At 40.7% G+C, this 24,055-nt stretch carries 22 protein-coding genes and 1 pseudogene; 19 read left to right on the top strand and 4 right to left on the bottom strand.

All coding sequences use genetic code 11. From position 1 onward, the window contains the following. Position 1: 1 nt before the first annotated feature. Positions 2-2,299, top strand: coding sequence for a tetratricopeptide repeat protein (locus HYT61_01420; GenBank protein MBI2062883.1), 2,298 nt, complete (start codon positions 2-4; stop codon positions 2,297-2,299). Positions 2,300-2,312: 13 nt separating this feature from the next. On the opposite strand, the gene HYT61_01425 is transcribed toward HYT61_01420, so the two are convergent. Next, complete coding sequence (locus tag HYT61_01425) at positions 2,313-3,311, bottom strand: GDP-mannose 4,6-dehydratase (protein ID MBI2062884.1); 999 nt, start codon at positions 3,309-3,311, stop codon at positions 2,313-2,315. Between the two features lie 73 nt (positions 3,312-3,384). Between HYT61_01425 and HYT61_01430 the strand changes: the two genes are divergently transcribed. Next, positions 3,385-3,870 carry a hypothetical protein gene (locus HYT61_01430; protein MBI2062885.1) on the top strand — a complete coding sequence of 162 codons (486 nt, stop codon included), beginning with the start codon at positions 3,385-3,387 and terminating at the stop codon, positions 3,868-3,870. A gap of 37 nt (positions 3,871-3,907) precedes the next feature. Further along, positions 3,908-4,276, top strand: coding sequence for a hypothetical protein (locus HYT61_01435; GenBank protein MBI2062886.1), 369 nt, complete (start codon positions 3,908-3,910; stop codon positions 4,274-4,276). A gap of 296 nt (positions 4,277-4,572) precedes the next feature. On the opposite strand, the gene HYT61_01440 is transcribed toward HYT61_01435, so the two are convergent. Together HYT61_01440 and HYT61_01445 are read right to left on the bottom strand one after the other, a co-directional pair. After that, complete coding sequence (locus HYT61_01440; protein MBI2062887.1) at positions 4,573-5,004, bottom strand: hypothetical protein; 432 nt, start codon at positions 5,002-5,004, stop codon at positions 4,573-4,575. A gap of 288 nt (positions 5,005-5,292) precedes the next feature. Continuing rightward, complete coding sequence (locus HYT61_01445) at positions 5,293-6,666, bottom strand: sugar transferase (GenBank protein MBI2062888.1); 1,374 nt, start codon at positions 6,664-6,666, stop codon at positions 5,293-5,295. A 68-nt stretch (positions 6,667-6,734) separates the two neighbouring features. Here HYT61_01445 and HYT61_01450 point away from each other — a divergent pair, with 68 nt between their 5' ends. The 6 genes from HYT61_01450 to secA all read left to right on the top strand — a co-directional run bounded on the left by HYT61_01450 (position 6,735) and on the right by secA (position 15,111). Continuing rightward, the gene (locus tag HYT61_01450; protein ID MBI2062889.1) at positions 6,735-7,688 is read left to right on the top strand and encodes a UDP-glucose/GDP-mannose dehydrogenase family protein; all 954 of its coding nucleotides are present in this window, start codon (positions 6,735-6,737) and stop codon (positions 7,686-7,688) included. 4 nt (positions 7,689-7,692) lie between these two features. Further along, positions 7,693-8,712 carry an NAD-dependent epimerase/dehydratase family protein gene (locus HYT61_01455; protein MBI2062890.1) on the top strand — a complete coding sequence of 340 codons (1,020 nt, stop codon included), beginning with the start codon at positions 7,693-7,695 and terminating at the stop codon, positions 8,710-8,712. A gap of 67 nt (positions 8,713-8,779) precedes the next feature. Then, complete coding sequence (locus HYT61_01460) at positions 8,780-10,555, top strand: hypothetical protein (protein MBI2062891.1); 1,776 nt, start codon at positions 8,780-8,782, stop codon at positions 10,553-10,555. Between the two features lie 25 nt (positions 10,556-10,580). After that, positions 10,581-11,519, top strand: coding sequence for a UDP-N-acetylmuramate dehydrogenase (gene murB / locus HYT61_01465; protein ID MBI2062892.1), 939 nt, complete (start codon positions 10,581-10,583; stop codon positions 11,517-11,519). Between the two features lie 533 nt (positions 11,520-12,052). After that, the gene (gene raiA, locus HYT61_01470) at positions 12,053-12,379 is read left to right on the top strand and encodes a ribosome-associated translation inhibitor RaiA (protein MBI2062893.1); all 327 of its coding nucleotides are present in this window, start codon (positions 12,053-12,055) and stop codon (positions 12,377-12,379) included. After that, entirely contained in the window at positions 12,376-15,111 is a 2,736-nt protein-coding gene (gene secA / locus HYT61_01475; GenBank protein ID MBI2062894.1) for a preprotein translocase subunit SecA, read from the top strand. Before raiA ends, secA begins: the two co-directional genes overlap by 4 nt. 42 nt (positions 15,112-15,153) lie before the next feature. Here secA and HYT61_01480 read toward each other — a convergent pair whose 3' ends face one another. Beyond that, positions 15,154-15,438: a hypothetical protein gene (locus tag HYT61_01480; GenBank protein ID MBI2062895.1), complete on the bottom strand. Its 285-nt coding sequence runs from the start codon at positions 15,436-15,438 to the stop codon at positions 15,154-15,156. Between the two features lie 181 nt (positions 15,439-15,619). Between HYT61_01480 and HYT61_01485 the strand changes: the two genes are divergently transcribed. The 10 genes and pseudogenes from HYT61_01485 (at position 15,620) to HYT61_01530 (ending at position 24,027) form a co-directional block, all read left to right on the top strand. Then, complete coding sequence (locus HYT61_01485; protein MBI2062896.1) at positions 15,620-16,063, top strand: adenylyltransferase/cytidyltransferase family protein; 444 nt, start codon at positions 15,620-15,622, stop codon at positions 16,061-16,063. A gap of 127 nt (positions 16,064-16,190) precedes the next feature. Beyond that, positions 16,191-16,751 (top strand): hypothetical protein, encoded by a 561-nt coding sequence (locus HYT61_01490; GenBank protein ID MBI2062897.1) that lies wholly within the window; start codon positions 16,191-16,193, stop codon positions 16,749-16,751. Next, a complete protein-coding gene (locus HYT61_01495; protein ID MBI2062898.1) occupies positions 16,751-17,137 on the top strand; it encodes a hypothetical protein in 387 nt (128 codons plus the stop codon). The genes HYT61_01490 and HYT61_01495 overlap by 1 nt, the downstream gene beginning before the upstream one ends. A gap of 61 nt (positions 17,138-17,198) precedes the next feature. After that, positions 17,199-17,819, top strand: a complete 621-nt coding sequence (locus HYT61_01500; GenBank protein ID MBI2062899.1) for a peptidylprolyl isomerase — start codon at positions 17,199-17,201, stop codon at positions 17,817-17,819. 49 nt (positions 17,820-17,868) lie between these two features. Continuing rightward, positions 17,869-18,576: a PD-(D/E)XK nuclease family protein gene (locus tag HYT61_01505; protein ID MBI2062900.1), complete on the top strand. Its 708-nt coding sequence runs from the start codon at positions 17,869-17,871 to the stop codon at positions 18,574-18,576. Beyond that, the gene (locus tag HYT61_01510) at positions 18,569-20,032 is read left to right on the top strand and encodes a TM0106 family RecB-like putative nuclease (GenBank protein ID MBI2062901.1); all 1,464 of its coding nucleotides are present in this window, start codon (positions 18,569-18,571) and stop codon (positions 20,030-20,032) included. Before HYT61_01505 ends, HYT61_01510 begins: the two co-directional genes overlap by 8 nt. A gap of 287 nt (positions 20,033-20,319) precedes the next feature. Continuing rightward, positions 20,320-21,630, top strand: a complete 1,311-nt coding sequence (gene secD / locus HYT61_01515; GenBank protein ID MBI2062902.1) for a protein translocase subunit SecD — start codon at positions 20,320-20,322, stop codon at positions 21,628-21,630. A 29-nt stretch (positions 21,631-21,659) separates the two neighbouring features. Further along, positions 21,660-21,917: pseudogene (locus tag HYT61_01520) on the top strand (GIY-YIG nuclease family protein). Beyond that, entirely contained in the window at positions 21,914-22,804 is an 891-nt protein-coding gene (secF, locus tag HYT61_01525) for a protein translocase subunit SecF (protein MBI2062903.1), read from the top strand. The pseudogene HYT61_01520 and the gene secF overlap by 4 nt, the downstream one beginning before the upstream one ends. Positions 22,805-22,980: 176 nt before the next feature. Beyond that, positions 22,981-24,027, top strand: a complete 1,047-nt coding sequence (locus HYT61_01530; protein ID MBI2062904.1) for a hypothetical protein — start codon at positions 22,981-22,983, stop codon at positions 24,025-24,027. Positions 24,028-24,055: the final 28 nt, after the last annotated feature.

Here is a 24,055-nt window from a genome sequence, read left to right on the forward strand (position 1 = left end):
CATGCGCGAGCTATTACTAGTCAAAATCACTAAATATTTAGTTTATGCCACGGCCTTTGTGCCGTTGATTATATTCTCGCAATTCATATCGCCATTCCATTTCGGCAAAGTGGTGGTTTTTCGTTCGCTTGTGGAGATAATGGCCGTTTTTTATTTTATTCTGATCATCAAAGACAGAGGTTATTTTCCCAAAAAGCATATACTTCTGACAATTTTCTCTCTTTTCACGCTGATTTTTGTCATTTCAACTTTTATCAGCGTCAACCCTTATCTAAGTTTTTGGGGTTCGCTTGAACGTATGGGCGGACTCTGGAGTTTTATCCATTATCTTGTCTATTTCATAATTCTTATTTCCATATTCAAGACCCGCGAGGACTGGCTGCGGTTGTTTAAGATAGTTATTTTTGTCGGAGCTCTTTCCGCGTTTTATGGTTTTGGCCAAAAGACAAATATTGAATTTTTCATAGGTTCTGGGAAACGCGAGAGGATATTTGGCACTATCGGCAATGCCGCTCTGTTTGCTGGTTATCAGATTATAATTTTATTCCTTGCTTTGTCTTTGGCTCTTTCTTCTTGGGTATCGACTAAACACAGAGGTTATTTTTTTACCGCCGCTCTTATAAACACAGTTGCTGTTTTAATGACTGCCGTTAGGGGTTCTATATTGGGTGTTGGCGTAGGTTTTTTACTTTTTGCTTTCCTTTACACTATTTCTTCTCATTCGCGTACGGCAAAAAAGATTTTATTGGGCTTGGTCGGTTTGGCTGTTATTTTTGTCGGGTTTGCTTTTGCTTTCAAAACCTCCAATTTTGTAAAAAGTTCCGGTTACTTGACGCGTTTGACTGATTTTTCATTCCAGACGCTTACGGTTCAAACTCGTTTTTGGGCTTGGCGAGCTGGGTTAACCGGCTGGGTGGAGACACCAAAAACAATTTTATTCGGCTGGGGTCCGGAAAACTTTAATGTCCCTTTTTCCAAGCATTTTAATCCCAAGTTTTTCCGCGGTATTGGTTCTGAAACTCTTTTTGACCGTGCCCATAATCAGTTCGTTGAGATTTTAGTAACAATGGGCGCATTGGCATTTCTGCTCTATATAGCCCTGTTTGCTGTAGCCATGCGTTTGTTGTGGAAACGCGTAGTGCAAAACGGAAAAGAAAGGGCGATTGGTGTGGGTTTGATATCTTTAATTACCGCATATATTATTCACAATTCATTCATATTTGACACCTCGGCTAATTTTATAATATTTTTTACGGTTTTAGGTTTTATTGCATGGTTGACCCCGCACCTTTCTGCGGCAGGTAACATGGGCTTGCGCGAAGCGCAGCCGCAGAAAGGTGCGGGGCAAGCCCCCATTACCAGTTACCAGTTACCAGTTACCAGTTATAAATTAACCGTCGGTCAACAAACCCTATTGTTTCTTTTGCTGATTGGCGCGGCAGTCCTGATTTATCGGACGAATATCACGCAGTCCAAGGCTAATTACACAACCACACGTGCCATTGTTAGAAGTTGGTCTGGGGATTTTGATGGTGCTTTGGCTAAGTATAAAGAAGCGTTGGCTTACGATATACCCGGCAAATATGAGTATCGCCACCGTTTTGCCCAGTGGCTTCTTGAATATGCAAATGGCAAAAAACGGGGAGAAAAAGAAGAGGCCGCTTTGACGTATGCCATACAGCAAGTGCAGAAAAATGCTGATGAGTCTAATCAGGACTATTTACCATATCTTTACATTTCGCGTGCCTATATAATTTTAGGCAAAGACGATCTGAAATCGCCGTATAACGACGAAGCATTAAAAAATTCTATGAAAGCATTGGAAATTTCTCCAAGTTTTGTAAGAGCGTATTACGAAGTAGCGCAGGCTTTTCTAAATAAAAAAGATTATAGCAATGCTATAAAATATTTTGAGCAGGCAGTTAAATTAAACCCCGATGTTGGTTTGAGCCATTGGTACTTGGGGGCAATCCTAATAGAAACGGGCGATATCGAGGGGGGATTAAAGGCGGTTAGCAGAGCCACTGAACTGGGTTATATGCTTTCCGAATCCGATACCTTAAGACTGATCAACCTTTACATTAAAACCGGCGATCTTAACAAAATAACTTTCCTTTTTGAGAGATTGATTAGTATAAAGCCCAATAACCCGCAATATCGTGCTTCGTTGGCGGCAGGTTATGCAAAAATCGGAAAAATAGATGAAGCAGTTGAACAGGCACGTGCCGCTGCTCAACTAGACAAAACTTTTGAAAGTGAAGCTCGTTCGTTTGTGCGGAGTTTGGGCAGGGAGTGGTAAGCGTGTTTTGGGTTTATATGACTTTTCCCTTGGCTACTAACTTCATATCCGATTCAACCATCATTTTGACCAAATCTTTGAATTTTGTTTTGGGTTTCCAGCCGAGAATTTTGCGGGCTTTGGAATAGTCGCCAATTAGTAGATTGACTTCGGATGGACGAATGTCGGCTGAATTATTCCATACGATATATTTTGCCGGATTAAGTCCGGCAACCCTGAACGCTTCTTCGGCAAATTCTCTAACCGAGTGATTTTCTCCGGTAGCGATAACATAATCATCGGGTTTTGGCTGCTGCATCATCATCCACATGGCTTGAACAAAATCCCCGGCATAGCCCCAGTCACGCTTAGCGTTTGGATTGCCGAGATATAACTTACTGGCTAGGCCGTGTTTGATAAGCGCGGCGGTGTGAGTAATTTTTCTGGTCACGAATTCTATACCGCGGCGAGGACTTTCGTGGTTAAAAAGTATGCCGCAAACGGCAAACATCTTAATAGCAGGATGGTTACGGTAGTAGCGCGTCATATGATGGCCGGTAACCTTGGATATTCCGTAAGGGGATCGCGGGTTAAACGCGGTCAGTTCAGTTTGCGGCACCTCCAGGACGTCCCCGAACATCTCGCTTGAAGCTGCGAAGTAAAACTTTGCCTTTGGTACGATTTGGCTTATAGCCGCTAAAACAAAATGCACCCCAGAAACATTCGTGTGCATTGTTGAATGCTCATCTTCAAAAGAGTAAGAGACAAAACTTTGTGCGGCTAAGTGGTATACCTCGTCGGGTTTTACTTTGGTTAAAACGTTGCAAATACTCGGGTAGCTTTCCAAGGATGCGCCATGCAGTTTAATGCGACCAGTTTTGATTAGATGGTTAATCCTGGAAAAGCGGTTATCGCTGTCCTCAAAAGCAACCCGGCGTACCATGCCGTGAACCCGATAGCCTTTTTTTAATAAAAATTCGGCTAGATAAGAGCCGTCTTGGCCAGTTATTCCCGTTATTAGTGCCTTTTTCACTTTTTTAAGTTATTAAACATTGGTTATATTGTCAATCTTGTTTTTGGATATAAATATGTCATAATTTTTTTGGATGAAACTTAGAGAACATCTGATAATTGGCGTTGTGTCTGTGATTATTTTAACTCCGCATTGGGGCCTGTGGCGGGCGCTTTTATTTTGGGGAGCGGAGGTACTGATAGACGCCGACCATTATTGGGACTATTTGTGGCGGAGCAAGTTTCAGGATTGGAGCGGTTGGCGGATGTTTAGGTATTATAACCGAATAACCGAGCACATGCATGATAAAAACTTTTTTGCAATCAGCATATTGCATACCGTCGAAGTTTTTATCGGCGTGTATTTGTTGGCCAGTTATTGGAATTACAACTTTTTTATGACGATTTTTTGGGGGTTGGTGTTTCATCTGATTTTGGATATGATTTATCAGTTGAAACTCAAATGCTTCTTCGTTCGCGCCTACTCAATAGTTGAGTATTTAATTCGCAAACGTTTAATGCTTAATCGCGGCCTCAACCCCGATGGCTTTTACAAAAAAATGTTTGAGCTGTCAAAGTGAATTTGACAGTATTTTCACCGGTGCTAGACTAAATGTCATGAAGAAGGATTTAAATAAAAAAGATAAATTAGTTACCGAAAGTATTCTAGAGCGGAAACTTAAAAATGCGCTCGAACCTTATGTTACCAAGGATTTCTTGAAGAAAGAGTTTGTCAGACAAAACGAAAGAAATTTGGCGATTTTTGCGACCAAGCAAGACCTGAAAGAAGGATTGGGTGGGCTAGAAGAAAAAATGAATTGGAAGTTTGATAAATTACTAACTGCTTCAGAAAAAATATACGCCAAGCTGGAAAAGAAAGAACTTGAGGGTGTGGTGCATAGCTACCTCCACAAATCTGCAGAAGACCAATTGGCTAACCACGACAAACGAATCACAAATCTTGAAAAAACTGTCCTGACGCAATGAGCTTTACCGCAGCCTCAACCCCGATGGCTTTTACAAAAAAATGTTTGAATTTTCAAAATAACACTTGCCCCCATCAAAAATTATCGCTCGCCATTATGCCTCCTATCACCATTTGAATTCCCAGCGAGAATTCTACATTCCGTCAAAAGCGTGGATTTTGCTCGCAGTGTTTTACTATTATACTGCTCGCAAACCGTGCAATCCACTCTTTTGACGGTGCTATGAGGCATAATGCTTTGACCGAATTAGAAAAATAAAAACCGCCTCAGCCATGAAAGCATCGACGGTAGATTTATTTATAAAGGAAAACGCTTGAACCTATCTTCATAGGTACGCATAAGTTCATTAAACTCCCGTTCGGTTATACCAAGTTTTTCCCAAGAAATTTCACCGCAATGCACCCCTTTTCTAATGGCGGTGGCAGATGCTCTTGCATGATAAGGATAGTTTGCTGCACGACGGAGTTCTTTTAATGCCAAGGGGTAATAAAGAAGCTTGTTTTGTAAAACCAGTTCTTTTAATTTCCCCGGCGTTGTTCCAAGCTCTTCCCATGAAATAACGGCATCAGAAACAGAAGATAGAATTTCTTGAGCCGAATATTCAGCGTGGAATGGTAACATTCCAAGGCAAAAATGAATCATATTTCGCAGTTGCTTAATATTTTCTAGTGCTATTCTTTTTCTTTGCTTACGAGTAGGCTTGTTTTGTAATGTTTCACACCTTGTCATTTTAATCTCCTATTTTTAAAAAACTAGTTTAAAACAGCATAGCATAAATAGTGATATGTTGTCAAATTTTTGCTATGTTTCAGAATGCTTTCTCAAAAATTAAAAAACCTAAGCCGTCAACAGACGGCGGTTTTTATCACTCCCATAATTGTTAAGGAGAGGATGTCAGTTTCCGGCGCAGGCGGACCCTTTTTGTGAAAAATCCCAGCAGGGTGGATTGAACAAAAAGGGTCCGCGGAGCCGGAAGATAAACTATTATGCTACCTTATTTTAATTTTTGAGGTCTAACTAGCGGAATGCTTTTTTTAAGAGGATATTTATTGTTTTAAGTAAAATTCCCAGGTCTAAGATCAATGACCTGTTTTTTATGTAAAACAAATCATGCTGGAGTTTTTCATACGTATCTTTGATGGTCATGCCGCCGCGGAAGTCCAGCTTATATTTGATTTGCGCCCAACCGGTCAGTCCCGGCTTGACCAAGTAGCGTTCTTCGTAAAAAGGGATTTCAGATTTTAATTTCTGGTGGAACTCGGGTCTTTCCGGGCGAGGCCCAACAAATGACATTTCGCCGCGCAATATGTTCCAAATTTGCGGTAGTTCGTCAATTCTTGTTTTGCGCAAAAACTTGCCGACTCGCGTAGTTCGAGCATCATTTTCAGCGGCCCAAATCGGACCCGTACTTTTTTCAATCTCCTGAAACATTGTCCTGAACTTTATTACGGTGAAAATTTTGCCGATTCGTCCCATTCGTCCTTGGTGATAGAAAACTTGACCACGCGAATCAAGTTTTATAGCTAAGATTATCAAGGGATAAAACGGCAGGGTCAGCAGCCCTATGATTATGGTGCCGATTAAATCTAAAATTCTTTTTCCAGTTTCGTATCCGCGTCGGCTACCCTGAGAGAGGTTTTCCAAAAACCAAACCTGATCTATAGTTTCCAGTGGTATTCTTCCGGCAACTCGTTCATAAAAATCGGACAAGTTGAAAAAATTTATCCCAAAACCTACCAGGTGGTAAAACACGTCTATTATGTGCGGTATCTTATAAACCGTCGGAGCCAGAACCAATGTCCGGATATTTTTTCTCTTAATCAGGTTGTCTAAAATTGCAGAAGCGGTTTTATCTCCAATATCAAGTATGCCTAAGACGCCGTATCCCAGTTGTGGATTATTCAACAAAAAGTCGTAAAGCTCTTGAGATTGTTGACTCAAGCCGACTATTAATGTATTATTTTTGTAGCCGTTTTTGGCGGTGAGCCGATTAAAGAAAAAGCGCCAAAATCCTTGTAAGGCTGCAATAATGACAATAAAAACAAATAAGTTGGTTTTGGGGGCGATTCTAAAAAACTGGACAAAATAGAAGAAAAAAATAGAGATAGACGAAATAACGGCAATTGTATAAAAAAGATCGGAAAAAAAGCGGGCGTTATTTTTAGAAAGACCTATTTCATACAGATTGGAAATATAAAAAACTATTACCCAAACAACAAAAATAATGGTGAACGGTAGAAAGTGCATGCTGATCTGCTCGTCAAAACTACGCCCATACCTTGCATAGAGGGTCAAAAAAAGCGCTAGATATAGGGTAATAATGTCGCCCAAGAAGAGTAAAAATTTACGCATCCCGTACGAGACAGGAAATGATTTATCTGAGTAAATCATTTCCGTGCCCATTTAATCTACTTTATTAATCCCGCCTAGATAACCATCGTAACCATTTCGGTATTGGAATGGTGGGGGAACCGATTAAAAGGTGGTTTGAAGAAAACCAAAAATATAGACGCGGAAAGGAACTGTTTTGTTACGATGCCGATCCCAAAAAGGGTTATAGCGATGACGTTAATTTGGCTGATATTATTTTTGTTGCCGTACCGACACCAACAAATCCTGATGGTAGCTGTAATGTTTCTATTGTACAAAGCGTTACCTCAACAATTAATGACGGTAAGATCGTGATTATTAAATCTACAGTGCCGCCGGGGACAGTGGAGGGGCTGCAAAAGAAATATCCTAGCAAGAAGTTTGTTTTTAATCCGGAATTTTTAACCGAGTCACAAGCTTGGCTTGATTTTATAAAGCCAAGCCGTCAGATTCTTGGCCACACAGCCCGAAGCTATGCTGACGTAAAAGAAATTATGGCTTTGCTTCCTCAAGCGCATTTTGAGCGCCCCTGGGCGAGTGATTATAGCAAGAAAGATATCAACGCTACCGAAGCGGAACTTGCCAAATATGCCAGCAACGTTTTTGGCTATATCAAGGTAATTTATGGCAATATTTTAGCTGATCTGTGCCATGCTCTCGCAGTCAATTTTAAAAACAATAAAATAAATTCGGAAGTTACCTACGAAAATATAAAAGAAGTTATTTCTGCAGATCCCAGAATCGGCCCGGCATGGCTCAATGTGGAGCATGGCAATTATTGCGGAGCCGGCGGATATTGTTTTCCCAAGGATATGAACGCCCTGATAAGTTTTGCAGAAAGTTTGGTTAAAGACTTGTCCAAGAATAAAAAGAACTTGGATTTGGTCACTTCTTTAAAAAAGGGTGTAGCTGTTTTAAGGGCTGTTACGGATTACAATAAGTCAATTCTTAATTTGCAGGGATTAACCATTGAAGATGTCTCGCGTCACGATAAAGAAATTATTACGCTAAAACGCAAGCCGATACGAGTTAGAAAATCATAAAAAAATGATCGATCAAATTATAAAAAAACGAAAAAAAGCAGTGGTAACCGGCGGGGCTGGTTTTATCGGGTCGCACTTAACGGACGCGTTGATAAAAGACGGTTTTGACGTTGTGGTTTTGGATAATCTTTCAACCGGCAAGAGATCGCAAGTCAATAAAGCAGCCAAGTTCGTCAAAACAGATATCCGGAATCTTAAAAAAATCAAGCCATATTTCAAAGGAGCGGAATTGGTTTTTCATACCGCGGCTCAAGCGCGAATGCAGCCATCAATAAAAGATCCGACCCTTACTTTGGATAATAACGTAACAGGAACACTCAATGTTTTAATTGCGGCTAGCGATGCCGGAGTTAAGCGGTTAATTTACTCGGCTTCGTCTTCTTTTTACGGCGATCAAGAAACAGTGCCGTTTCATGAAGAAATGACACCAAATTTTAAAAATCCTTACGCGCTATTCAAATATGTGGGTGAAAAACTATGCCAGCTTTTTACCGATTTGCATGGCTTAGAAACCGTTTCTTTAAGATATTTTAATGTCTATGGTCCGAGGCAATTGTCATCCGGTAATTATGCCACGGTAATTGGTATTTTTCTAAAACAAGAAAAACAGGGTAAGCCCCTTACAATTGTTGGTGATGGTAGAATGCGTCGAGATTTCACACACGTTTATGATGTGGTAAGGGCAAATATGCTGGCGGCCCAATCCAAGAAAGTAGGCAGGGGTGAAGTAATAAATATCGGACCCGGCAAAAGTTATTCAATAAACGAAGTGGCGGCAATGATTTTGGCACCAGATACATTCCAGTCGATGGGCGGTTCGCAGGCCAGAACCGTTGCAATTGAAAATTCACAACCCGAAGTTGTGCTTGCGGCCGCTCTTAAAAGTAACCGTGCTAAATATATTCCCCCGCGTATTAATGAATCTCAGCGCAGTTTAGCTAATAACTCAAAAGCCCGTGAACTTCTCGACTGGAAACCAACAATTTCATTTGAAGACGGCTTGGCGATGTTAAAAAAAATTTAATTTATCTACTTTGAAGCAATTAAAAACCGGCTAGGCCGGTTTTTAATATTAGTGTAAGATTATTAGAATGGAAAATAAAATTAAGTTGTACACTGTTTCTATTTTTGTATTTTTTATTTCGGTTTCTTTTAGCGCGAGTGCAGATACTCTTGGCCAAAATCAGCGGTTTTTTATCAGTTCGCAATATGACGCTCAATCACGCGAGTCAACTTCGGCTACCCTTAGGCATGTTTCAGAACACGCCTATTTTTATATTGCTGATGACTATTGGAATGTCATAAGTACGAATGCGCGTAATCAGGTTTTGAACAAAGTAGAAATTATTGCTCGTGAGTTCGACGGACGTATTTATCCTATTGAGACTCAATTTTTCGGTTCCGAACCCAATCCGGGTATTGATGGCGATTCTCGTATTACGATTCTAATGGCGCCGCTTATAGAAAACGCCGGTGGTTATTTTGATGCGGTTAATCAGTATAGCATTTCCGAAGCCAACAACTCTAACCAGAGGGAGATTATTTATCTGAACGTCAAAGAAGTGGCTGATCAAGCCAGGATGTTTATTTTTCTAGCCCATGAATTTCAGCACCTTATTTCTTTTAATCAAAAAGAAAAACTCCGAAATATCTACGATGACATTTGGCTCAATGAGTTGAGGTCGGAATACGCGCCCACCCTGCTTGGTTATAACGATATCTTCCTGGGTTCAAATTTAGAAAAGCGTAGCCTTGATTTATCAGATGCGCCATCCGACAGTTTAACCGAATGGAAAAACCTTCCGGCAGATTACGGTCAGATTGGCATGTTCAGTGAATATATAGCCGAACACTGGTCGCCTCAAGTAATAGCCGATACACTGAAGAATAATCTTAAAAGTATACCCAGTTTTAATTATGCGCTTTCGCAAAACGGATTTTCCGACAACTTCACTGATGTTTATCGAGATTGGCTTATTTCTAATTACTTGAACGACGATTCTTATAACGGTAAATTTGGTTATTCAAGGATAGACTTGGCCAATTTCAAGGTGTCAGCCACAAAAACCTTAAGTAATCTTGACGATAATGCTGCATTTCTTGTTTCTGGTTCTATAAAAGATTGGCAAGGCAGATGGTACGATCTTATTCAACTTGCGCCTGGTCAGAAGAACGTCTTGAAGATTTCTTTTACCTCGTCGTCACTGGCCAGTTTTTACGTTCCTTATGTTGTTTTTGATTCTACTGGTAAACATCAATTATACATTTTCAATCCTACGCCTAGTTCTAACGCTATTTATGTTTCAAACATAGGAGCCGATGTTAGAAGAGTTTTGATTTTGCCTATTAAAAAAGACAAACTTTCCAATTTTTTTATTAATGAAACGTCCGTACGGTTGGATACTACTTTTGAACGTGTTGCTTCGGTGCCGTCAATCATTTCCGCACCCGTTTCTGTAATGGCTGATTCTGTGCCATCTGTGTCTGATACTAAATACGAAATACCTAAAAATAATTTTCCCGACGGTTCTTTGATCCGCGCGCGCGGAGATTACAAGGTTTATGTCGTAAAGGGTAAATGGCGAAGACACATAATAGATTCAAGGATTTTCAATTTTTATCCCGGACTTGGTTTTGAAAAAGTAACGGAAGTTGAACCGTCTATATTAAATCAGTATCAGGAAAGCGACCTTGTCCGTTATGCTGATAGCCAGCGAGTTTATAGTATTGATAAGATTGGTGTCCGCCACTGGTTAGATATAAGCGGCGCGCAATTCACTGCTTCTGGCCGTGCGTGGGACGCTATTTTTGAAGTTAATATAAGAGAGTTGAATTTCTACAAGATCGGGACTAGTATAGTGGAATAGTTTTTTCAAAATTGGGAGGATAAATATGAAGTTGCCGGACTTTATAAGACAAAATGTTCCATTGGCCGGCTACTCTACGCTGGGAGTGGGCGGTACGGCTGACTATTTTACTGATATCAAAAGGATCAAAACATATAATTCCAGGTCTGAAGAAACTTACATTCAGGAAGCCAAGGCGGAGTTTTTTGTTAATCTGTGCGAAACTCATGAATTTGCAAAAGAAAACGGACTTGATATTTTTGTTCTTGGGCGTGGTTCTAATATTATGTTTGCCGATTCCGGTTTTCGGGGATTAGTTTTGCGCATGGGCATGTCGCGGGTGCATTTTTACAATGACGAATTATGGGTTGAAGCGGGAGTATTAGTTTCTGAACTGGTTACGCTGTACGAAAATGGTTACATGGGATTGGAGTGTTTTGCAGGTTTACCCGGCACTGTTGGCGGTGCAATCTTCGGAAATGCCGGTTGTTACGGCGGACAGTTCTGGGATGTGGTTGAGGAGGTTATGTTTTTTGACGGGGAATATTTTAAAACTATAAAAAAAGACCCGGTTCTGTTCGGCTATCGCCAGAGTATTTTTAAAAGAAATCCCAACTGGATTATTACTGGCTGTCGTTTAAAATTTGAGCCAAAAGACAGAGAACTAGTTGTAAAAGAAACAAAAAGAATAAGAAAATTGCGCCAGACAAGTCAGCCAAAATCGCCCAGCGTTGGTTGCATTTTTAAAAATCCGGATGTTGACGGTGAAAAAGTATCAGCCGGTTTGCTTATTGAAAGAGCCGGTCTTAAGGGTATGTGCATTGGCGGGGCGATGATATCTTACGAGCATGCCAATTTTTTTATAAATCTTGGTGGCGCCATTGCAAGCGATTTTCTTAAGCTGATTAAAGTTGCCAAGAGCCGCGTTCTTGAACAATCAGGAATTTTACTGGAAGAAGAAATTATTCAAATCGGAGAGTTTTAACCCGCCATTAAGGCGGTTTTAATTTGCCGCCAAGTTATCCACTTTTTTATAATAAAAAAATTTTTTCGTGATATAATTAATAAGTAAGTGGAAAATATTTTTGATAACAAAAATATTTTTGAAAACTTTTGACGGCTTGGTCAGTCGTCATATTAGGAGGGCGAGATAACTGATCGCTAGAAACTAGTTTCTAGGAACTAGCAAAAAGTTGTCTCGTGACTTCAAAGCCAAATGGCAAAGAAAAAGAAGGCAAAGAAGAAGAAGAGAATATAAGCTTCTTCGCGCCGGAAGGCGTACTCCGAAAACCCCGCGTTGCGGGGTTTTCAATTTGTTTATTTTGTGATAAATTATAGGGGCTTAGCGAATAATACCTTCTATCACCATTTGTCGCCCCAGCGAGGCGACTGCATTCCGTCAAAAATATTAATTTTGATTTTGTTGAAGAAATATTGTAACAAAATCAAACCATGCAATTAACACTTTTGACGGTGCTATAAGGTATTATTCGCTAAGCCCGTTCATATATGCGTACAATGATTCATACTAAAAACCTGGAGCTGACTCCGTCAATAGAAATTTTTGTTAAACAAAAGATGGATACGATTGCCAAGCTTTTTAAGCCAGGTGAACAATTAACCGAGGCGCGTATTGAAATTGGTAAGCCCTCTAGTCATCACCAAAAAGGCCCGGTTTATTATGCCGAGATTAACCTCAAAATAGGCGGCAAGTTATTGAGAGCTACTACCGAACACGTGGATCTTCGAACCGCCATTGACTTTGCTAGGGACGAAGTTGAACGTCAAATCAAAAAATTTAAATCTAAAATTAGAGATACACAGAGGATTCCAAAACGGTCATGAATTTATTATCCAAAATATTCGGTGATGCCAATCAGCGGACAGTTGATAGTTACAAGCCGATTGTCCAGAAAATAAACGAGCTCGAACCGACGTTCGAGCGTTTTTCATTTGATGAACTTCGGAGCAAGACAACTGAATTTAAACAACGGCTTGCTGGTGGTGAATCACCAGATGACATATTGCCTGACGCCTTTGCTATGGTCCGTGAAGCATCCAAGCGCACGCTTGGCCAGAGGCACTTTGATGTTCAGCTGATGGGTGGCGTAGCGCTTCATCAAGGTAAAATTTCTGAAATGAAAACCGGTGAAGGCAAGACTTTGGTCGCAACTCTGCCAGCCTATCTCAATGCGCTTACTGGGCGCGGTGTCCACATAGTAACCGTTAACGATTATCTTTCACGACGCGATGCGGTTTGGATGGGTCAAATATATCACTTGCTTGGATTAACTGTGGGATGTATTAACCACGAATCATCTTTTGTATACGATCCGCTACATAGTGAAATTCAAAATGATAATTTAAAATTTAAAAGTGAAAAGGAAAATGAAAAATCAGAAAAGTTAGATGAAATACGCGATACAACCGGTTCATTTCGGGTTGTGCATGAATTCTTAAGACCGGTTACAAGACAAGAGGCTTACGAGGCGGACATAACCTATGGTACCAACAATGAATTCGGTTTTGATTATCTGCGTGACAATATGGCTTATGAGCTGGTGCAAATTGCACAAACTAAATCCCACAATTACGCAATAGTAGACGAGATTGATTCCATTTTGATAGATGAAGCGCGCACTCCACTCATTATTTCCGCGCCAGACTCCGATTCAACCAAACTTTACGAAACTTTTGCCAAAATCGTTCCGCGTCTTCATGAAAACGAAGATTACAATGTTGATGAAAAATTAAAGGCCGTGTCAATTACCGAGAAAGGTATTGAAAAAGTTGAAGGCATGCTTAACTTAAAAAATATTTACGAAGAAGGCGGTACTCGCTATGTCCACCACCTTGAGCAAGCGTTAAAGGCGGAAATACTTTTTCACCGCGACAAAGACTACGTTGTTAAAGATGGAGAAGTTATTATAGTTGATGAGTTTACGGGGCGTTTGATGCCGGGCCGACGCTGGTCGGAGGGATTGCATCAGGCCGTGGAGGCTAAGGAGGGCGTTTACGTGCAGAAAGAATCGCGCACATTTGCCACGATTACTTTTCAAAATTATTTTCGTTTGTACAAAAAACTGGCAGGCATGACCGGTACGGCGCAGACATCTGCTGAAGAATTCCACAAAGTTTACAAACTTGATGTTGTTTCAATTCCGACAAATAAACAAATGGTTCGTAACGATTTACCCGATCGCATTTACAAAACTGAAGCCGGCAAATTAAGGGCGATTGTCGCTGAAATCAAAGATCGTCATTTGAGGGGTCAACCGGTGCTTGTCGGCACCGCGGCGATTACCAAGAATGAACTTTTATCGGTTCATCTCAATCGGGAAGGTATTCCGCATAAAGTATTAAATGCTAAAAATCACGAGCAGGAAGGTGAAATCATTGCTCAAGCTGGTCGTCCGGGTGCCGTAACGGTAGCGACCAATATGGCGGGAAGGGGAGTTGATATTATTCTTGGCGGCAATCCGCTAGACACAGAAGAAGCAATCAGGGTTCGCGAATATGGTGGTTTGCACGTTATGGGCACTGAGAGACACGAGGCGAGACGGATTGACAACCAATTGCGCGGGCGCGCTGGTCGTCAAGGCGATCCCGGTTCCTCACAATTTTTTGTATCCACCGAAGATGAATTAGTGCGCATATTCGGCGGTGACCGTTTAAAGAACCTCATGGATCGCTTGGGAGTGGGCGAGGATGATGTTATTGAAAACCGATTTATTTCACGCGCTATTGAACAAGCGCAATCCAAGATTGAGGGCAACAACTTTGACATAAGAAAATACGTCTTAGAATATGACGATGTAATGAATAAGCACAGAACAGCGATTTATGGATTGCGCAACGATATACTTAGATCGGCTAATACCAGAGAAAAAACACTAGATTATGTCCACAATCAAATTGATAAAATTTTGCAATTCCATACAAGTGTCACTTCGGAATCTTTTAGTGAGGGATGGAATATTGAAGAAATTGCCGAAAACATCAAAACTATTATACCCATTGAAAATGACCTGCACGGCAAGTTAAAAGAAATTTCAACCACAAAGGACCCGAACCAATTATCAGAATTTTCTCACAAAATAATTGATGATGCCTATGCTGCACGTGAAAAGCAGGTTGGTGTTGAAGCAATGAGGCATCTTGAAAAAATGGTTTTACTACGTGTGATTGACGAATTGTGGGTTGACCATCTTGAGCAAATGGAATATCTGCGTGATTCGGTGCGTTTACGCGCCTACGGTCAGCGTGACCCGTTGGTTGAGTATAAAATAGAAGGCCAGAAAATGTTCAACCAATTGCAAGAGGCAATCGGCGCGCAAGTCGCCGGCATGATTTTTAAAGTAGGATTTGTTCACCCCGAACGAAGCCGTAAGGGAACGCAGCATGCTCTTGCTTCATCTGGAGTTCAGAAATCGAATGCTATGGTAATTGAAGAAAAGCGTCGCAATGATCAAGAACAAAGTCGGTTGGCAAATGTTCATGACCATAATAAAATAGGCAGGAATGATCCCTGCCCTTGCGGGTCTGGTAAAAAATATAAGAAGTGTCATGGAAAGTGAGGATAAAAAACCGTTGGTTGGACCAACGGGTGACAAAAAAATTTACTCTCTAATTGGGCAGACAATTCTAGTTTCTTTGCCATTATTTTTAATGTGCCTATCTTGAGGATTTTGGAGGTCAATTGCCGATTTGCAGTTGGGGCAAGTCTTCAGATTGTTCGGGTAAACAAATTGCCCGCATTCCGTACACCATTCCACAATAGTGCCATTGCGCTTTATTCCATAGCGGAAAGGAGAATTGCCGCAGAGCGGATGGAAGCGTCCTTTGTTGGGGCACAGGTCTTTAATTCCTAAGCTGCGTGCATCTTCCTCAAGCTCACTAAGCATTTTAGACCTCACCTGATTTTAAGCCGCTTTCATGTTTAAAATTAACTGTTAATATTAATAGAGTCAACCCCGTTAGAAGTCTCGCTCGTGCCTAATGGCACGAGTCCGAAGGACATCGGCGAGGCCACTTCTAACGGGGTCAACCCGTCCCCACTTGGAAAGCATTTGCTTTTTATCTTTCATGAAAAACAAAAATAAAATTATTATAGTCGTGTCAGGCGGTATGGATCCGCTTCATCCGGGCCACATACGTCTTTTCCAGGAAGCCAAGAAGTTGGGCGATGAGCTTGTTGTCATTCTAAATAACGACAACTGGTTGAAAAAGAAAAAAGGTTACGTGTTTATGTCTGAAAAAGAACGCAAGGAAGTCATTGAGGCAATCAAGGGGGTTGATCGGGTAATTCTTACTAAACATTCGTCTAAGACGTTAGATATGAGTGTGCGTGCCGAACTGAAAAAAATTCGGCCCCACATTTTTGCAAACGGCGGCGACAGAAACGAAGGTAATATTCCAGAAATTGCTGTTTGCAAAAAAATAGGATGCAAGGTGGTTTTTAATGTCGGACGAGGAGGCAAAATCGCTTCAAGTTCTAAACTTGTTGCCGGCTTTGCAAAAGAAAGTTAATAATGAATCCCGAACGAGACAGCTAATTTTTACCTTGCTAAATAATTGCCGTGTTATTAGTTGTCATTTATGGCGGGATTACTTATAATCAACGGAAATGCATAAAGCATTTCCTGTCTCGTACGGGATGAATATTCAAAAAGTAATTTCGGAGACGAGAGATATATTTCTCAAGTCGGACGTGTCTTTACCGCTTTTGCTTAAAATAAAAACCACCGAGCTGGTTTTGAATCTTATGGCCCATCAAAAAAATTTTGGTCTTTTTATAATACTTGGCTGGCAGGATAAATGGCAGGAATATACGGATATTTCTGATGCCGCTCAGGATATTTTTGTTGCTCACCGCATAAACCTGAACGATATAGAAAATCACTCTGATTGGTATCTTGAGGTGGAGTCTACGGTTGGTTTTGACGGTGCTATCCTGATAGATGGTAACGGCGTGATACAACACTCCGGCGTTATATTGGAAGGTTTGCGTCCCCGAATGGTTGCCGACGCGATAAATCCGGGTCAGTTCAAGGACTTGTCAGAACAGTTTGGTTTCAAGCAAAAAGTCCATTCAAGACATCTTTTTGCCATTACTTCTTCTCATGTTTTTAAAAATACCGCCGTTTTTACTGTTTCTGAAGAGAACAACACTTTCCACATTTTTGAAGCCGGAAAGATTGTTTACTCAACAGACTGATGCAATTTAAACCTCCTAAAAACGACGATAAATACCAGTGGACTAACCATGTTAAAGGCAAGATGGTTTATTACGGGATTTCTGAAAGTTTAATAAAACGTATAACTAGATTTCCTAAACGTAAAGAAGTTGGCATTGCGACCAATACCGTTGCAGTTATGCAGTCGACTAGCAACAAGAATAAACCGCAAGAAGTGTGGGTGATGTTTCAACCCGTGGGTTCTGGACGCACAAGTAACAATAAGTCACCGGTTTTTGATTTCAAGCAAAATAAGATAAGAATAATTTCCGCGTGGCGTTACCCCGGCGTAAGTCCGGTTGGCAAAACCGTACCCATACCCGATGAAATTTTACAGGAACTTAGCAATTTGATAGAGTTGGCTTAACATGAAAATTTTAGTTTTACTTTTCGCAATAGCGGTCGTAGCCCTTGGTGGTTATTTTGCCATGAAGAAAGGTGGTGGCGTCAATGTAAGCGCATCGCCAGAGCCGTCACCGACACCGACTGCTCCTGTAGACATTCAGTCACAAGAACCATTGCCAGATGTAGTCAAAGCCATACTGGTAACCGCTCGCGGCAATATTGAGCTTGAACTTTACCAGAAAGTGGCGCCCAAAACCGTTGCTAACTTTGTAAAATTAGCCGCATCGGGTTTCTACGATGGCACCAAGTTTCATCGGGTCATTGACGATTTTATGATACAAGGGGGCGATCCATTATCTAAAACTGACGATCCTCGCGTGGGCACAGGCGGGCCCGGTTATCAATTTGAAGACGAAATTAACCTCAAATCACTTGGCGCTCCGGATGAACTAATTGCCCAATATGAAGCGCAAGGTTATAAATATAGCAACATCCTTCAGTCATTGCCTGTGGATCCGGGTTACATTGCCATGGCTAATGCCGGACCTAATACCAATGGCAGTCAGTTTTTTATCGTGACAACTAAACCCCAACAACATCTCTATGGCAAACACACGGTATTTGGCAAAGTGGTTAAGGGAATGGATGTGGTGTTAAAAATCAAACAGGGAGATTTATTAAAGAAGGCAGTTGTTAATTTTTAAACATTGATATTTATTTAAAAATTAAAAATTGGAAATTAAAAATTCTTGAATGTCGTTTGTAAGAACCTCAAAACTACTAAAAATATCCCGCGCCAATATTCAGCTGATGAAAGAATGTCCGCGCTGTTTTTGGTTATACAAGCATAAGGGTATCGGTCGGCCGCAGGGCTATCCGTACACGCTTTCAATAGCAGTAGACCAGTTGCTTAAGCATGAGTTTGACGAGTATCGGGAGAGGGGAGAGATGCACCCGGTTTTAGTTGGATTTGATGGGCTGGCGGAAGCTCATCTTTTTTCTGACCAAGGACAGCTTCAAAAGTGGCGCAATAATTTTGAAGGACTTAAATACCACGACGAGGGTCTGGATGCCACGCTTTTCGGTGCGGTTGACGATATGTTGGAGTTTTCCGATGGTTCGCTTGCGGTGATAGATTATAAATCTTCAGGTGCCAAGGAAATATCCGTTTATGATGATTACAAAATGCAGATGGATGTCTATACGTATATTTTGGAACAACTCGGTTATAAGACTGCCCGAAAAGGGTATTTCGTATTTTTTCAGGTAGACAAAACAGACGGTTTTAGAGGGCGTTTGCCGTTTCGTGGTGAAATACGTGATGTGGATGCTGATCCAAGCTATATTTATGATCTTTTTGCTAAGGCCGTTACCTTGGCTCGTTCAGACAATCCACCTCCGTCTCATGCCGAGTGTCAATATTGTATGTATGCGGAGCACCATAAACATATAAATGAATAAAATGGTTGATAAAAAACCAAAACTTACCGGCGAACATTTTTATAAATTTTTCCAATGTCCGCATTGGATTTGGTATGATATCTATGCCGATCAAACCAAAAAGGGTGGAATTCCTCCTCTGATAGAGATGATTCACCGGGGCGGTCTCAAGCATGAAAAAGAAATGATCCAGACGCGCAAGTTTGAAGAAATAAAGCCGGAACTTTTTCGCGATCTTGATGAAGCTTTTTTGTCTACGCTTGAGCTGATGAAACAAGGGAAAAATATCTACCACGGTGTGTTGATGGATCAGAATTGGGTTGGCATTCCGGACCTGCTTGAAGCGCGGCCAGTGGAGAAAGGAATGAAATCTAACTTTGGTGACCATTACTATGTTGTATATGATGTTAAAACCGGCAAAGAAATGCGTGACGAATACAAATTCCAGCTGGTTTTCTACAGTTTAATTTTGGAACGACTGCAGGGGGTTTTGCCGCGCGATGCTTTTATCGTCAACTCTGACGGCGAGGAGCGTTCATTCATGGTTGATGACTTTCTTGACTATTTTCACTTGACCAGGGAGAGAATTGAACGAGTTTTGGCCGGCGAAAAACCGCCACCATTTCTTAAAAGTGGCTGCAAGCAATCGCCATGGTATTCACTTTGTGTTGATGAGACAAAGGGTTGCGACGATGTCTCGTTGATTTACAGGTTGAGCCAGAACGACCAACGGCGTTTTTATGAACTTGGTATACATAGCGTAAAAGATTTGGCTTCAGCCGATTTGGATAACTTACGTTCGCGGCTTGAAGACTGGCCGTTTGATAAAATCCTGCGTTTTTATAATCAGGCCCAAGTACTGGTTTCAAACGAGCCAAAAGTTCTCAAGAAAAGCGAGTTTCCTCAAGTAGAAAACGAAATATATTTTGATATTGAATCTGATCCAACGGAGGGCATCGATTATCTTTTTGGGATGCTCATAAAAAGCGGAAACAAAAAACCCGAATACAAATATTTTTTGGCACAGGATAAAAAGGACGAGGAAAGGGTGTGGCGTGATTTTTTGGATTTTCTCGAATCTCTTAATGACTTTGTCATTTATCACTATTCTTATTACGAAAGAGAAGTTTTTAAGCGTTTGGGCAATGAATATGGTATTTCAGTGGCGCTTGAAGATAAGTTCAAAAATAATACAATTGATTTACACTGGAAATTTATTGAAGCAGCAGTTTTGCCAATTTATTTTTACAGCCTAAAAGATGTTGCCAAGTATCTTGGCTTCAAATGGCAGGCCGATGACGCTGGCGGAGCAGAATCGGTGGTTTGGTACAATGATTGGTTGCAGAAGCATGACCAAAAAATCATGGACAAAATCATCAAATATAATGAGGACGATGTAAAAGCTACACTGTTTCTCAAGGAGTGGTTGGATAAACAAAAACCCCGAACAAGCAAGGAGCGACTGCCGGAAGACTAGTGTTTATATTAAAACAAGAAAAAAATCAGCTTATGCTGATTTTTTGGTGACTTGATTTTTAAATAATAGTATTTTACTATCAAATTTAATCCCGTTAGAAGTCGCCCTAACGGGTTCGCGGTCATAATTAGCAAATAATTTAAAGTCTTATTGTTTAGCCGTAACTTATGTATAAGGCTACACAGTAGCGACTTCTAACGGGACAAGTGTTACGTAGATTTACTCCATTGATAATTTTAGCCGTTGCTCTGTTTTTGGGCGTTTTTGCTTATCCTCAAGGTTGGGATATGGGCGCGGACATAGTAAATTCAAAACTCAAAATCCAAAATTCAAAATATAAGATTCCACGTATGTTTAAAATTCCGCCATTTCGTCTTGGTCTTGACCTGTTGGGCGGTACCCACTTAGTTTATCAAGCCGATTTGTCTGGAACCGAGGGTCAAAGCGCTGGTGACGCTATGTCTGGTGTGCGTGACGTTATCGAGCGCAGAGTTAATCTTTTTGGCGTTGCAGAACCGTTGGTGCAAATTGAAGGCAACGATCGTCTTGTGGTGGAATTGGCCGGCATCAAAGATGTAAATCAGGCAATACAGATGATTGGTCAGACGCCATTTTTGGAATTCAAAGAAGAACGTCCGTCAGAAGAGTCGCAAAAAATTATTGAAGCCCAACAAAAAGGTTCATCCAGCACCAGTTTGGACAGCCCCGAACTGGTGCTGGACAAGCAACAGTTTGAAGATCCGTATTTTAAGCCAACCGGTTTAACCGGTCGATATCTTAAGCGTTCCCAATTGACATTTGATCAGACAACATCACAACCGGAGGTTTCGCTGGAATTAAACGACGACGGAGCAAAATTATTTGCTGAAATTACAAAGCGAAATATTGGGAAGCGTGTTGCAATTTATGTTGACGGCGTGGGCATAAGCGCACCGACGGTTCAAAGCGAAATTCCAAGCGGTCGTGCCGTGATCAGTGGCAGTTTTTCCATAAAAGAAGCCAGGGATTTAGTTAACAATCTTAATGCCGGGGCACTGCCGGTACCGATAAATTTAATTTCACAACAGACGGTGGGCCCTTCTTTGGGGCAGGAATCACTGCAAAAATCATTGACGGCCGGCTTATACGGATTGCTTGCGGTAGCCATTTTCATGATATTGTTTTACCGTTTGCCCGGCCTTGTGTCAGTTGTCGCTTTGTTGGTGTATGTTGCAATTGTTCTGACTGTCTATAAAGTAATTCCGGTAACGCTGACTTTGGCCGGAATAGCAGGTTTTATATTGTCTTTGGGTATGGCTGTGGATGCCAATATTTTGATTTTTGCCAGAATGCGCGAAGAGTTAAAGGCTGGCAATTCTTTAGCACAGTCATTTGCAAGCGGTTTCCACCGAGCTTGGTACTCAATCCGTGACAGTCACGTTACAACTTTGCTCGGCGCTTTTGTGCTGTATGCTTTTTCAACATCTGTGGTTAGGGGATTTGCTTTGACGCTTGGAATCGGAGTTTTGGCAAGTTTGTTTACGGCCATTGTTATTACTAAATCATTTTTAAGGTTGTTTATTGGACACAAAATGGAGAAAACAAAGTGGATGTTTTAAATATGAATCCCAAACGAGACAGCAAAACCATGTTTTATACATATGTTTTAAGAAATAAAAAAAGCCGCTTTTATGTTGGTTTTACTTATGATTTACGGAAACGCTTCAATGAACATAATAATAAAAAATCAACTTATACAAAATATCGTGGCCCATACGAACTTATTTACTATGAAGCTTGTCTTGATGAGAATGACGCTCGTTAAAGAGAAAAGTATTTTAAATCTGGAACAGGTAAACGCTACTTCAAAAACAGATTGAAGCGTTTCCTGTCTCGTACTGGATGAAACCCATATATACAATTATGTTTTTTATTTCCATGGCGCTGACTGTCGCGGCCGTTATTTTGGTGGCAGTTTTTGGTTTGCGTTTTGGGGTAGATTTCAAGGGCGGCTCTTTACTGGAAATTGCCTTTGTTAATCCTCGTCCATCAACCGGAGAAATACAAAATATTATAAGCGGGATTGACGGTGTCAAAAACATAAATGTAAATCCGGTGGGTGACAACGGTGCTTTAATAAGGCTAAATGATATCAATGAGCAGACTCATCAAGATATTTTAACTAAGATTTCCGGAAGTTTTGGTGAGATAATGGAAAATCGCTTTGATTCCATAGGTCCTGTAGTCGGCAATGAGTTGAGAGATAAGAGCGTTAAGGCAATAGTAATTTTATTAATAGCTATAATTATTTATCTCGCTTTTGTTTTTAGGAAAATTTCACGCGTTCTTTCCTCTTGGGCTATGGGTTTAGCTGCCATTGTTGCGCTGGTTCATGATGTTATTATACCCGTTGGCGTTTTTGCGTTACTTGGGCATTATTATGGAATTGAGATTACGGCAATTTTTGTGGCGGCCGCATTAACTATTTTGGGGTATTCGCTTTCTGACTCCGTTGTTATTTTTGATAGAGTAAGAGAAAACGTGCTTCGTTTGGGCATTTCTCATCAAAGTTTCGGAGCACTTGTCCACAAAAGTGTCTTACAAACCCTGGTCCGTTCCATTAATACGACCCTCACAACGCTATTTTCTCTGATTGTGATTTACTTTTTTGGAGGAGAATCAATAAAATACTTTTCTTTAGCCCTAATTATAGGTATTTTTTCAGGCGCTTATTCTTCAATTTTTGTTGCTTCTCCGATTCTAGTTTGGCTTAGCAATCGACGCAAGAGTTAAAAAATATGGTGGTATTGACATGTCAGGCGCACGGTTATATGTTGATATGTTAAGCAGTTGACCCATTTAAAACTATATGGTATCTTTATAAATAACAACCAACTAATGGTTAGAAAATAGTAATAATTAGTTTACTTTTTACTATTATTTGTTGGCATAAGTGATACTTGACAAATTTGAATAGTACAATCAGGGGGGTAGTCGGACAGGTGCTTTATGTTTTAAACACCAGAAATAAGGATGTGATATCCCGGCGTTTTGGTTTGAAAACCGGCAAAAAAGAGACGCTGGAATCGATTGGTAAAAGCTACGGTATTACTCGTGAAAGAGTCAGGCAGATTGAAGAAGCATCGCTAAAGCAGATTAGGGAAAATTTAAATTCCAGCCTGGCCAGTAAGGTGAAGCCCTTTGTTGACCTTGCTGAAAACACTCTTGAACAAGCCGGAGGTGTAACCAGCGAAGATAATCTTTTTGCAAAGTTTTCGGGTGTTGCTAAAGAAAATCCGGCCAATGCTACACTAGTCTTTTTTCTTTCTTTGGATGGCAGACTCAGGAAATTTATTGAGACTGATGATTTTAATACTTTTTGGGCATTATCCGATCAGCATGCCGAATCATTTAATAAGTCCATTTTTGCTTTTATCGACGCTCTAAAAAAGTTAGGGACGCCAATTGCCGAATCGGCAGTTGTCGATTTTTATAAGAAATCTGGTGCCACCCTCAAAGATGTAACGTCTGCAACTGTTGCTTCTTTTATTTCAGTTTCTAAGAATATTGCCAAAAACAACTTTGGCCAGCTTGGTTTGACTAGTTGGCCTGACATAAAACCTCGTGGCGTAAAAGATAAGGCCTTTCTTGTGCTTAAGCGTGATGGTAAGCCCCGACATTTCAGGGAAATAACCCAATTGATTAATACGTCAAGTTTTGGTAACCGCAAGGCTAATGTACAAACAGTTCACAACGAACTAATCAAGGACAAAAGATTTGTTTTAGTTGGCCGCGGTTTATACGGTTTGACCGAATGGGGATATAAGGCGGGAACCGTTAAAGATGTTATAGTTGACATATTGCGTTCTACCGGTCAGCCCATGCATAAAAAAGACATTGTAACCCAGGTTTTATCTAATCGTATGGTTAAAGAAAATACGATTCTTTTAAATTTACAGAACCCCAAAGTCTTTGAAAGAAAAGGCAATGGAGTCTACGCACTTAAAGAAGCATAAATGCTTCCAGTAAACGGTAATCAGTAAC

The sequence above is a fragment of the Candidatus Yanofskybacteria bacterium genome (assembly GCA_016181175.1).
GTDB lineage: Bacteria > Patescibacteriota > Minisyncoccia > 2-02-FULL-40-12 > IGHO2-01-FULL-4-A > 2-01-FULL-44-17.